An 11,863-nucleotide genomic window follows, 5' to 3' on the forward strand; every position below is an offset into this window, starting at 1 on the left:
CACGTGTTACTCACCCGTTCGCCGCTCGAGTACCCCGAAGGGCCTTTCCGCTCGACTTGCATGTGTTAAGCACGCCGCCAGCGTTCGTCCTGAGCCAGGATCAAACTCTCCAACAAAAACCTGTTGAACAATCCATCCCGACAACAAAAAGTGTTGCCAAAGGAATCCCCACCAGACCGGCAAAGCCGACCCAGCGCGGGGTATCAAACTACTTGGCACTGGCTTATCAAGCACCCTGTTGAGTTCTCAAAGAACAACCACACACCATCCGAAACCCCCAAACCCGGGGGCCCCATCCGGGGCATTCCGTTCATCCGCGCCCCCCGCTTTCGCGCTGGGCACTTTTACTACGTTACCTCACCGTCTCTGCCGTGTCAAACCGTGTGTCCCGGTCTGTCGTGCTTCGTACGGATCCGGCCCCGCTGAGCGCGCGCAGCAGCGAACCACTGCTCGTGATCATCGGATTTGGCAGGCCGGCCGTCGTGGTCTCCCACGATCTCGCCCGGTTCCCCGCCGGTCGTCAACCTTACCCGGTCGGTTTCGCCGCTCCAAATCCGCCCTGCGGCAGATCCGGTGGCCCCGCCCGGCTCGCCCCCGGAGGGTCGAGCTGTGCTGTCCGGCGCTCCGGCCTCCCAGGACTTTCGCCCTGTTTCGTCCGTTCCGCGCTGGCAGAGAGAAAGTTACGCGTCCCGGGGTTTCAACGTCAAATCGGGGGGTAGAGGCCCGCGTCACACCATTCGTGACCGAAGATACCCGCAGCTCAGCGGGTCAGCCCCGGCTGCGTGCGCCCCGCCAGCCCCGTACGCCGAGGGCACCGACCGTAGTGCCGACCGCCAGCGACGCCGCGATCAACAGGGCGTGGATCCAGAGGAACCCGGTGGGCGCCCCCTCGCCCACGACGCCGCCGGCCCACGCGCGGGGGTCGTTCCAGATGGCGACGGCGAACCGGGGCCAGATCACCCACGTCCACACACCGACCCCGACGAGGAAGAGCGCCCAGCCGCGCGACAACACCATGGTCCGCGAGTATGCCAGCGGACCTGCGACGCGTACCCCGTTTGCTCTGTGAGGGGCGCACGGACGGCGGCCCGGCGGTCTATCGTGGAGGCGTGGTCCGGCCCTGCACCCTCGCGCCGGAGGCCGTCGACGGCCTCCCGGTGGGTGCCGCGCCGGTGCCGCCCGGCAGCTCCGGCGACGGCCGCGAGCGCATCCTGGACGTCCTGCGTGCCGGCGGACTGCGGTTCCGCGCCGGCGGGCGATGGCGCACCGGCTCCCTGATCTGACGAGCCGATCCACCCGACCTCCGACGGGCCTTCGCCCGAGGTCGGTGCGCGCCCGCGCGCCTCCCACCGCTTCCACGGCACGAAAGGCACATCCCCATGTCCGTCGCACGGATGCTCACCGGTGACCGCCCGACCGGGCGGCTGCACCTCGGCCACTACGTCGGCAGCATCGCCAACCGGGTGCGGCTGCACCAGCGTTACGAGAGCTTCTTCATCATCGCCGACCTGCACATGCTGACCACCCGCAACACCCGCGAGGACATCGCCGCGGTGTCCCGCAACGCCCGGGAGATGGTCACGGACATCCTCGCCGCCGGCGTCGACCCGGCGCGGGCCACGTTCTACCTCCAGTCGGCCATCCCCGAGGTCGGCGACCTGAACACCCTGCTGCAGAACCTGGTGACCGTGCCCCGGCTGGAACGGGTGCCGTCGCTCAAGGACATGGCCCGGGCCGCCGGCAAGGAGGAGATGCCGTACGGGTTGCTCGGCTACCCCGTCCTCCAGGCCGCCGACATCCTCTGCGTGAAGGGGCAGGTGGTGCCCGTCGGAAAGGACAACGCGGCGCACGTCGAGGTGACCCGGGAGATCGCCCGCCGGTTCAACCACCTCTACGGGGAGGTCTTCCCCGTGCCGGAGACGATCGCCGCCGAGACGCCGTCGCTGGTCGGCACGGACGGCCGGCGGAAGATGAGCAAGAGCCTGGGCAACACGATCTCGCTCTCCGCCGACGCGGACACCGTCCGCCGGGCGGTCATGGGGATGTACACCGACCCGAACCGGGTGCGCGCGGACGTCCCGGGCACGGTGGAGGGGAACCCGGTGTTCGCGTACCACGACGTGTTCAACCCCGACCGGGCGCAGGTGGCGGACCTGAAGGAGCGGTACCGGGCCGGCCGGGTCGGCGACGTCGAGGTCAAGGAGCAACTCGCGGTGACGCTCAACCGCTTCCTCGACCCGATCCGGGAACGGCGGGCCCGGATCGAGGCCGACACCGGGCTGGTCGACCAGCTCATCGTCGACGGCACGGAGCGGACCCGGGCCGAGGTGCGGCGCACCCTGGTCGAGGTCCGTCGGGCGATGGGGCTGACGGGGGCGTACCAGCAGGTGCGGCGGCGGGCCGAGCGCGCCCGCCGGGCCGCGGGCGCCCGGACCTGACCCATCGGGTACGCCGGAAGCCGCGGCGAACCCTGGCGTCAGTCCTCCGGGGCCGGGTTGTCCCGGAGGATGCCGTTGAGGTAGAGCGACTCGCGGCAGGTGGTGGCGCGGGGGGCGTTGGCCGGGGTGCCGGGGCGGCGGCAGACCACCGTGAGGGTCACCCGGCCCCGGGCGGGAACGCGGATCGGGGTGACCGAGTGGTAGTCCTGGTTGCGGAAGTTCTCCAGGGCGTAGGTGACCACCCGCACCTGGTTCGCGGTGACCGTCAGCGTGCCCTCGTCGCCCTGCACGTTGTCGACCAGGAAGTCGGTGAGCAGGAACGTCTTGCCCGCCGGGACGGTGTAGCTGCGCTCCGCCGACCCGTTGGGGCTGGTGCGGAAGGTGATGGCGACGGAGAACTGCTCGCCGCCGAGGCCACCGGCGGGGCCGCCCACCCCGCTGCCGTCGGTGCTGCCGTCGCCGGGGGTCCCGCCGCCTGGGGGGCCGGCACCGGGCGGGGTGGTCGTCGGGGCCGGATTCGGCGCGGCGCTGGGCACCGGCTCGCCCCGCGCGACCTGCCGGGCCTGCTCCGCCTCCACCGCCTCCCGGGCGGCGGTCTCCACCTGCGGGCGCAGCAGCCCGAACCAGAGGGCCAGCAGCGCCAGGAGCAGCGCGAGCAGGGCCGCCAGCAGCTTCAGCAGCCCGGCCGAGATGATCGGGCGCTGGACGAAGACGGCGTCGAGGCCACGGGCCCGGCCGTCCGAGGTGCGCAGCTCGACGGCGAACGGGTACTCCTTCGGCGCGCCCCACCAGAGCAGCCGGCGGGCGCGTACCCGGAGGGGGGTCTCGGCGCGGGTGCCGTTGGGCACGGTGACCGGCTCGGGGGGCAGCGCGAACGTCACCTGGTCGGTGCCCTCGGCGGCGGCGAGGCCGACCTGCTCGGTCACGTTGCCGAGGTTGTCGGTGTCGATGCGGTAGCGGGCCCCGCGCAGCCCGCTGCGCGACGGCGGCTGCACCTGCGCGGCCAGCTCCGAGAACGGCTCGACGGTGAGGACGCCCTCCTCCACGACCGCCGAGTCGGGGTATTCGGCGGGGACCACGCGGACGCCGAAGGGCCGGTCGCCGGCGTCCACCCGGGCGGAGCGGGGCGGGCGGAAGGTGACCGTGACGGTGTCCGAGCCCGCCGGGTAGAGGTTGAGGGTGGGCGGCTGCACGGTCACCCACTCGCCCGGCACACCGAGGATCTCGAACCGGTACGCCTCGACCGTGTCGCCGGCGTTCCGCACGGTGACCGGGACCTCGACCTCGCCGCCGGGGGCGACGCTCACGGAGGTGCTGGCCAGATTCGCCGATGCGCGCATCTGCTGGAGCGTAGGAGCGCTTCTGTGGCCTGTCAGGGGCCATCGGGGTACGACGGCGGGCAGAGGTCGCTGCCCGCCGGGCGACGTTAAGTACACGCAAAGACATCGCGCCCATACTCGCCGTGCCGTCGGCGCGCCGGCCGTCGGCACGGGGAGAGGAGGCGAGGATGCAGCGGATACCGGTCTACGTGCACGCGACGGATCCGATCTCGTGGACGGGCGTGACGGGGCAGCTCACGGGTCGTTCGGAGGTCAGGGTCCTGGCCCAGGCGGACGCCGCCGACGCGGCGGTCACCCTGGTCGTCGTGGACAGCCTGACCCCGCCGGTGGTGCAGGCCCTGCGGCGGCTGCGCCGGGAGCAGAACCGGCTGGTGCTGGTGCCGGCCACCATCGACGACGCCCAGCTGTCGGCCGCCGTCGAGTGCGGGGTGGTGGGGGTGGTACGCCGCAGCGAGGCGTCCGCCGGCCGCCTGGTCGAGGTGATCCTGTCGGCGGCGCGGGGCGAGGGGAGCGTCCCCGCCGACCTGCTCGGTCGGCTGCTGAACCAGATGCGCCGGCTCCAGCGGGAGGTGCTCGACCCGCGCGGGTTGAGCCTGGGCGGGCTGAGTTCGCGGGAGGTGGACGTGCTGCGGCTCGTCGCCGACGGGTTCGAGACGCGGGAGATCGCGGTGAAGCTGTCGTATTCGGAGCGGACGGTGAAGAACGTGGTGCACGGCATGACGACCCGGCTGCACCTGCGCAACCGGGCGCACGCGGTGGCGTACGCGCTGCGGCACGACCTGATCTGACCGGCCGGATCCGGGCCGCACCGGCGGGCCGGCCGGGCGGGGACCGGGGTCGCCGGTACGGGCGGGCGTTGCCCGTACCGGCGGCGGTTCTGCCCCGGTCCCTGGCCGCCGGTCCCTGTGCCGGCCGGTGGCGGGCGGCCACGATGGCCCTCTGGGCCGTGCGCGACGTGGCCGCCCGCCCGCCGTCTCCCGTCGAGGTGCCGATTGCGTCCCACCCGAAGGTCTCCCCTCGTCGCCGCCGCGACGGCGGTCGCCGCGTTGCTGGGCGCGTGGGCGCTGGGCGTCCCGCCCGACCGGGCGTCGTACGCCGAGCCGGCCGACCCGCCGCCGGTCACCGACCTGCGGGTGGCCTACCTGGGCACCGGGCACCGCAGCATCGGCGTGGTCTCCGGCACCGGGGCGGAGGCGACCGCGCCGCCGCTGTTCGGCGGCGGCCCGGCGCACTTCGACGACGAGGTGTCCGCCACGGGGGACGTGGTCGTCTGGGTCAGCCGGCGCGGGTCGGAGCTGGCCCAGCTCTGGGTGCGCCGTGGCTCGGGGGAGCCGACCTGCCTGGTGGACGACCCGGTGCAGGTCGCCGGGGCGCCGGCGGTGTCGCCGGACGGCACCCGGGTCGCCTTCGAGCAGACCCGGGAGGGCGTGGGGAGCTGGCACGACGTCTTCGTGGTCGGCGTCGACGGCACCGGGCTGCGGCAGGTCACCGACGGCACCAACGACAACCGCCGGCCCACCTGGTCACCCGACGGCACGACGCTGGCGTTCGAGCGGCGCGACGACGCGGGCGTGCCGCAGGTGCACCGGATGCCGGTCGACGGCGGGCCGGTGACCGCGCTGACCGCCCGGCCGGAGGGGGCCGGGGAGCCCGCGTGGGATCCGGATCCGGCGCACGACCGGATCGCGTACACGGCCGCGCCGCAGGACCCGGACGCCCGGCAGATCCACCTGATCAACACCGTCGGGGGCGACGACCGGCTGCTGCTCGCCCCGTCGTGGGACAGCCACCAGCCGAGCTGGTCGCCGGACGGGACGACCCTGGCGTTCCTGAGCCGGACCACCGACGACGGCACGCGGGGGGCGGCCGACCTGGTCTACACGGGGGTGCCGCGCCCCGACTGGTGCCCGTGCGAGGCGGTGCTGCGCCTCGCCGAGGACCGCCTCGTCGGCCACCCCGCCTGGTATGTCCCGCCAGGTGCCGGCACGCCGGTGCTGGTGGTCAGCCGGACCACCGCACCGGACCAGTACACGGTGACGTTGCAGGACGTCCGTCCCGACGCCACCGACCCCCGTGACCTGGGGCTGACCGTGCTGCGGGAGGACCCGGGGGCGGCGACGGATCCGGACCTGCTGTGGCGGCCCGTCGACGGCGACCCGTGGACGGCCCGCCCCGACTACTCGCCGGACGGCAGGCGGATCGTGGTGAACCGGTTCGAGACCGTGGGCGGCAACCGGGTGTCCCGCCTCTGGGTGGTCGACGCCGACGGCGGCAATCCCCGGTTGCTTCCCCTCGCCGGTCGCGGGGACGCCGACGTCGAGACCGACCCGGCGTGGTCGCCGGACGGCACCCGCGTCGCGTACGCGCTGGCCGGGCCGGGCGGGCCCAGCCGGGTGGTGGTGGCGGACGTGACCACCGGGCAGCGCGTGCTCACCGTGCCGTCGGGCGGCGACCCGGGCCGCTCCGACAGCCAGCCGGCCTGGTCGCCGGACGGGTCGACGCTGGCCCTGGTGCGGGGCCAGCCGGACGGGGCGGCGGCCGACAGTCACGTGTGGACGGTCGACGCCCGCGACGGCAGCGGGCAGCGGGACCTGACCGCCATCGGCTGCCCCGGGTGCGTCGGGGCGGACTACGGCCCGAGCTTCTCCCCGGACGGCGGCCGGATCGCGTTCGGGCGGGGCCCCGACGGGCTGGTGGTCACCGGCACCGACGGCGACGACTGCCGGGTGCTGGCGCCGCAGACCCCCGGGGCGGGCTGCGCCGGCCCGCTGGTCGCCCCGCCGGACGGCCCGCACCGGCCCCGGGACGTCGCCTGGTCGCCGGACGGGCACCGGCTCGCCCTCAACTCGCGCCGGTACACCGACCCGGCCAGCCCCGAGTACGTCAAGACGTACGACTTCGACACCGCCGTCTTCGACGGGCTGACCTGGGAGTTCCCCGGCCGGCACCGGAAGCCGACCTGGCAGCGGTCGGTGGACCTGGCCACGGACGTGGCGGAGCCGCCCGCGCCGGTGCGGGTCGGCGAGCGGACGACGTTGACGCTGACGGTGACCGACCGGGGGCCGACCCCGGCGGCGAACGTCCGCCTCGACCTGCGGGTGCCCGACGGGGTCCGGGTCACCGCGCTGGAGCCGGAGGTGGGCTCCTGCCAGCTCGCCCCGCCGGGCTGCGACCTGGGGCCGATCGGGCTGGGCAACACGGTGCGGGTACGCGTGGAGCTGACCGGGGTGACCGCCGGAACGTACCCGGTGGAGTGGACGGTCGGTGGTTGGACGGCCGACGCCCGGCCGTCGGACAACACGGCGTCGGTGCCGGTGACGGTCGTCCCGGTCCCCCCGCCGACGACCACCCCGCCCCCGGCCACCCCGACGCCGACCCCGACGGCCACGGCGACGCCGACGGGTCCGCCGCCCACCAGCCCACCGGCGGCGGGCCTCGACATCACGGTCACGGTCGACCCCGTCCCGGCGTACGTGGGTGGGACGGTCACGGTGACCTACACGGTCCGCAACACCGGCGGCCGGCCGGCGACCGGAATCCGGATCACCCCCGCCCTGCCGGCGGGGGTGCCGGTGCGCAGCCGGCCGTCGGGGTGCTCCGCGACCTCCTGCCCGGTCCCCGACCTCGCCCCGGGCGTCGGCCGGTCCCTGGAGTTCGTGCTGGCCCCGGGCGCGGCCACGTCGACGACGGTGCGCGGCACGGTGGCCGCCGACGGGGGTCTCGACGACACCGCCCAGGCGCCGTTCCGGGTGCTGCAGCCCCGGATCGTCGCCGTGCCGGCCATCGGGCCGCCCGGCTTCGTCACCTCGGTCCGGGGCACCGACTTCCCGCCCGGCGTGCCGGTGCGGCTGGCCTGGGACGTCGGCCTGACCGCGGCGGCGAACCCGGCCGTGCCGGCGGCCGACGGCACCTTCGCCGCGCAGCTGCTGGTGGTGCCGCGCGACCAGCTCGGCCCCCGAAGGATCCTGGCCACCGGTGCGGGGTTCGGCACCGTCCGCACCGGCTTCCGGGTGATCCTGCCCGCCCAGCAGCCGCCCGGCCTGCTGTTCCGTGGCTGGTGAGGGGACGACGAGGATGATCCACGAGGTGGACGAGGCGCTGCACGCGCTGCTGACCGAGGAGATGCTCGCCGGCACCGACGTGCAGCTCGCCTTCGACGCGCCGACCCGGGAGTGGGAGGCCCGCCGCAACGCCCCCACGGTGAACCTGTTCCTCTACGACGTCCGGGAGGAGATGACCCACCGTCGGGAGGGCCGGGTCGAGGAGTACGACGCCGACGGCGCGGTCGTCGCCGAGCACCGCCCGCCCCGGTACTTCGCCCTGTCGTACCTGGTGACGGCGTGGACGGCACAGCCGCAGGACGAGCACCGGCTGCTGTCGGTGCTGCTGGCCGGGCTGGTCGTGCACGACGTGCTGCCGCCGTCCCGGCTCGTCGGCGGGCTGGCCGCGCTGGGGCTGACCGTGCCGATGAGCGTCGCGGTGCCGCCGTCGCGGGACCGGGGGCTCGCCGACATCTGGTCGGCCCTCGGCGGTTCGCTGAAGCCGTCGCTGGACCTGGTGGTGACCACGCCGATCGCGGCGTCCGCGACCTTCGCCGCCCAGCCCGTCACCGACGGGCTCCGGCTGCGCGCCGCCGACCGGGCCGAGCCCGTCGCGGGCGGGGAGACGCGGCGGTTGCGCCACCCCGAGCCGGTGGACGCCACGACCCCGATCGGCGTACGCCGGGCGCGGGGCACCGCAGCCGAGCGGCAGCGCCGGCAGGGCACGGGCGGGCCCATCCGGGGCGGCCGGCGGTGAGCGCCGCCGTCGAGGCGGAGCCCGGTGCGGCCGCGCCGGAGGGCCCACCTTCCGGTGCCCGGCGGTCCGCACGGGTCGAGCCGGCCGGCACCACGTACCTGCGGGCCCGGCTGTTCCTCGTGGAGCAGCGGGTCCGGCGGGCCGTCGCGGCGGCCCGCACGGCGGACCCGGCCCCGGACGACCCGCTGCGCGGGCTGCACGTCTCCGACGACGACGCCTGGCGGCTCGCCGACGGCCCGGCCCCGCCCGTCCCCGACGAGATCGCGGCGGAGGCGGTGGAGGCGGCCGACCGGTGGGCCGACGGGGCCCGGTCGGCGGGCGCCCGGGTGCCGCTGCGGGAGGTGGCCGAGGAGTTCCGGCTGGGCCCGCTGGACGTGGAGGTGCTGCTGATCGCGCTCCTGCCCGACCTGGACCGGCGCTACGAGAAGCTGTACGGCTACCTCAACGACGACGTGACGCGCCGCCGCGCCACGACCGGGCTGGCCCTGTCGCTCTGCGGCGTCTCCCCGGCCGCCGGCCCGGCCCGCGCCCGCCTCGCCGACACCGGGCCGCTGGTGGCCGGGGGACTGCTCCTCGTCGAGGAGCCCGACCGGCCCTTCCTGACCCGTTCACTGCGGGTGCCGGACCGGGTGGCCGGGCACCTGCTCGGGCACGCCGGCGTGGACGAGCGGCTCGACGGCCTGCTCCGGCGGTCGGGGCGACCGGGGGCGTCGGCGGGGCCGGTGGCCGCCGGGCTGGCGGCGGCGATCCGCGCCGGTGACCGGTTGGCCTACCTGCGCGAGGAGCCGGGCGGGGCGGCCGACGAGGTGGCCGCCGCCGCCCTCGCTGCGGCCGGTCGGGGCGTCCTCGCCCTCGACCTGGACGCGTTGGGCGTCGACCCCGCGCCGGAGGAGGCCCTGGCCTGCGCCGTGCGGGAGGCCCGGCTGCGGCGGGCCGGGCTGGTCTTCGGCCCGGTCGACGCCCTCGACCCGGCGGCGGGTGCGGCCCCCGCCCGGCTGCTGCGCCGGCTCGCCGGCCTCCCGGTGCCGGTGCTGCTCACCGGGCGGCTGCGCTGGGATCCGCACTGGGCGGAGGAGTCCCCGCTGCTGGTGACCGCCCACCCGGTCGGGGCGGCAGAGCGGGCCCGGCTGTGGCGGGACACCCTGGCCGGCCGGTCGACGCGGCTGGCGGACGATGTCGACCCGGAGCGGGAGCTGTCGGCGTACGTGCTGTCGCCCGGCCAGACGCGGCGGGCGGCGGTCGCGGCGGCGCAGCAGGCGGTGCTCGACGGTGCCGACCGGGTCGCCGCCCGGCACGTACGGGCCGGGGTGCGTTCGCAGAACGCGGCGGCGCTGGAGAAGCTGGCCCGGCGGGTGGAGCCCGCCGTCGGCTGGGACGACCTAGTCCTCCCGGCCCCGGCGCGGGAGCAGCTCACCGAGCTGGCGCTGCGGGTCCGCCACCGCGAGCAGGTGCTGGGCGGCTGGCGGCTGCGCCCCGGCGGCGGGCGGGGCCACGGGGTGACCGCCCTGTTCGCCGGGGACTCCGGCACGGGCAAGACGATGTCCGCCGAGGTGGTCGCCGCCGACCTGGGGCTCGACCTGTACGTGGTGGACCTGTCCACCGTCGTCGACAAGTACGTGGGCCAGACCGAGAAGAACCTGGAGCGGATCTTCACCGAGGCGGCCGGGGTGAACGGGGTGCTGCTGTTCGACGAGGCCGACGCGATCTTCGGCAAGCGATCGGAGGTCAGCGACGCCCACGACCGGTACGCGAACCTGGAGAGCGCGTACCTGTTGCAGCGGATGGAGTCGTTCGACGGCGTGGCGGTGCTGACCACGAACCTGCGGGCTAACCTGGACGAGGCGTTCCTGCGCCGGCTCGACGTCGTCGTGGACTTCCCGACCCCGGACGCGGCGCAGCGGCGGGCGCTGTGGGACCGCTGTCTCGGCGGCGAGCTGCCCCGGGCCGACGACGTCGACCTGGACCGCTGCGCGCGGGACTTCGAGCTGAGCGGGGGCGGTATCCGGGCGTGCGTGGTCAGCGCCGGCTATCTGGCCGCCGAGGCGGGCGGCCCGGTGACGATGGCGATGCTGGTGGCCGCCGCCCAGCGCGAGTACCGCAAGCTGGGCCGCCTGGTGCTGCCCCGCGACACACCGACCGGCAGGGTGCCGCACCGCCGCTGACCCGCCGCGTCCGGCCGGCACACCACCGCGACGACCGGCGCGACCCGGTCAGAGCGAGACGGTCCACTCGTGGTCGCCGGCGGCGGCGTGGTCGATCGCGTCGCTCTGCGGCGGGTTGTCCGGGTCGAAGTCGGAGGTGAGGGTGTGCACCATCTCCGGGCTGCTGACCCAGGTCTGGCTCTCCACGTCCCGTCGCCTGACCCGCCACCGGAACCGCACCTCGTACTCGGCGAGCCAGCTGTTCTCGCCGATCGCGCTGGTGGTGGAGAAGCCCGGATCGTCGTTGAAGACGATGGCCGCCGGCGTGGTCTGGATGACCGGGTTGGTGTAGTTCGGGCGGTACGGCCCGTCCTGCACCCAGGCCCGGTTCTCGCGCTGCGGGGTGCCCACCTCGCCGTCCTCGTCCACCGTGTACGCGACGAACTGGTCGGTGACCTCCTGCCGGAAGTCGTAGAGCGTCGCCGCCGACAGCGCCGCGTTGTCCGGCCGGTGCAGGGTGGCCACCTGGGTGAACCCGATGGACTGGCGCGTGTCCAGTCGCTGGGTGGCCGGGCCGGTGTAGGAGGAGGTGAAGGTCAGCCGGGGAGCGTTGAGGTCCGCCTCCGGTTTGGACTTCGACCGGGTGGCCCGGCCGCTGTACGGCTCGCTGCGGTTGGTCGTCCTGGTGCCCTCCGCCCTCGGCACCCGCTGCACCGGGGTCTGCGCGCCGGGGCCGGCGAGGGCGGGCAGCTCGACGGCGGCCGGGTCGAGCGGCCGCCCGCCGCCACGCAGCACCTCGTGCACCGTGGAGCGCTGGACGGCGGGGGTGTCGTGGCCGCAGGCCGCGCCGTGCTCATGCCGGTCGCGCTCGATCGCCCAGGTCGCCGCGCGGTTGCCCACGGCTCGTTGCAGCGTGAGGATCTCCCCGGGGCTGTGCCCCGCAGCGACGCCGACGCCGGGTGCGGGTGCGGGTGCGTCGCCGCGCCGGCCGCCGGATGGGGCGGGGCGGGGCCGCTCCTCGCGTGAGCTGGATGTCGCTGCGGGCCGCTGCGCGCGCACGTCGGCACCTCCTCGTTGCGAGGGCGGGCATCGACGTACACGGTAGTGCCGGCTCCGCGGGCCGGTCGAGGTGCGCGCGGACAGGAGC

Annotated in this window: 9 protein-coding genes and 1 rRNA gene; 6 read left to right on the top strand and 4 right to left on the bottom strand. The window is 75.3% G+C overall.

Features of this window, described 5'->3' with window-relative positions; genetic code table 11:
* Together GA0070558_RS28665 and GA0070558_RS28670 are read right to left on the bottom strand one after the other, a co-directional pair.
* Nucleotides 1-116: ribosomal RNA gene (locus GA0070558_RS28665) — 16S ribosomal RNA — on the bottom strand; the annotation flags it as partial.
* Between the two features lie 652 nt (nt 117-768).
* Entirely contained in the window at nt 769-1,017 is a 249-nt protein-coding gene (locus GA0070558_RS28670; protein WP_091285464.1) for an SCO4848 family membrane protein, read from the bottom strand.
* A 92-nt stretch (nt 1,018-1,109) separates the two neighbouring features.
* Between GA0070558_RS28670 and GA0070558_RS33635 the strand changes: the two genes are divergently transcribed.
* Both GA0070558_RS33635 and trpS read left to right on the top strand, forming a co-directional pair.
* Nucleotides 1,110-1,283, top strand: coding sequence for a hypothetical protein (locus GA0070558_RS33635; RefSeq protein WP_176734417.1), 174 nt, complete (start codon nt 1,110-1,112; stop codon nt 1,281-1,283).
* A 96-nt stretch (nt 1,284-1,379) separates the two neighbouring features.
* Entirely contained in the window at nt 1,380-2,438 is a 1,059-nt protein-coding gene (gene trpS / locus GA0070558_RS28675) for a tryptophan--tRNA ligase (RefSeq protein ID WP_091285467.1), read from the top strand.
* Nucleotides 2,439-2,476: 38 nt separating this feature from the next.
* On the opposite strand, the gene GA0070558_RS34915 is transcribed toward trpS, so the two are convergent.
* Complete coding sequence (locus tag GA0070558_RS34915) at nt 2,477-3,778, bottom strand: COG1470 family protein (protein ID WP_141722350.1); 1,302 nt, start codon at nt 3,776-3,778, stop codon at nt 2,477-2,479.
* 167 nt (nt 3,779-3,945) lie between these two features.
* Between GA0070558_RS34915 and GA0070558_RS28685 the strand changes: the two genes are divergently transcribed.
* The 4 genes from GA0070558_RS28685 to GA0070558_RS28700 all read left to right on the top strand — a co-directional run bounded on the left by GA0070558_RS28685 (nt 3,946) and on the right by GA0070558_RS28700 (nt 10,737).
* On the top strand, nt 3,946-4,566 hold the full coding sequence (locus GA0070558_RS28685; protein WP_091285474.1) for a helix-turn-helix transcriptional regulator: 621 nt from the start codon (nt 3,946-3,948) through the stop codon (nt 4,564-4,566).
* Between the two features lie 204 nt (nt 4,567-4,770).
* A complete protein-coding gene (locus GA0070558_RS28690) occupies nt 4,771-7,839 on the top strand; it encodes a DUF11 domain-containing protein (RefSeq protein ID WP_176734418.1) in 3,069 nt (1,022 codons plus the stop codon).
* 13 nt (nt 7,840-7,852) lie between these two features.
* Entirely contained in the window at nt 7,853-8,575 is a 723-nt protein-coding gene (locus GA0070558_RS28695; protein ID WP_091285480.1) for a Pvc16 family protein, read from the top strand.
* A complete protein-coding gene (locus GA0070558_RS28700) occupies nt 8,572-10,737 on the top strand; it encodes an AAA family ATPase (protein WP_091285483.1) in 2,166 nt (721 codons plus the stop codon). The genes GA0070558_RS28695 and GA0070558_RS28700 overlap by 4 nt, the downstream gene beginning before the upstream one ends.
* Nucleotides 10,738-10,785: 48 nt before the next feature.
* Here the strand turns inward: GA0070558_RS28700 and GA0070558_RS28705 are convergent, their stop codons facing one another.
* Complete coding sequence (locus tag GA0070558_RS28705) at nt 10,786-11,775, bottom strand: hypothetical protein (RefSeq protein WP_141722352.1); 990 nt, start codon at nt 11,773-11,775, stop codon at nt 10,786-10,788.
* Between the last annotated feature and the right edge of the window lie 88 nt (nt 11,776-11,863).

This window comes from Micromonospora haikouensis (assembly GCF_900091595.1).
Lineage (GTDB): Bacteria > Actinomycetota > Actinomycetes > Mycobacteriales > Micromonosporaceae > Micromonospora > Micromonospora haikouensis.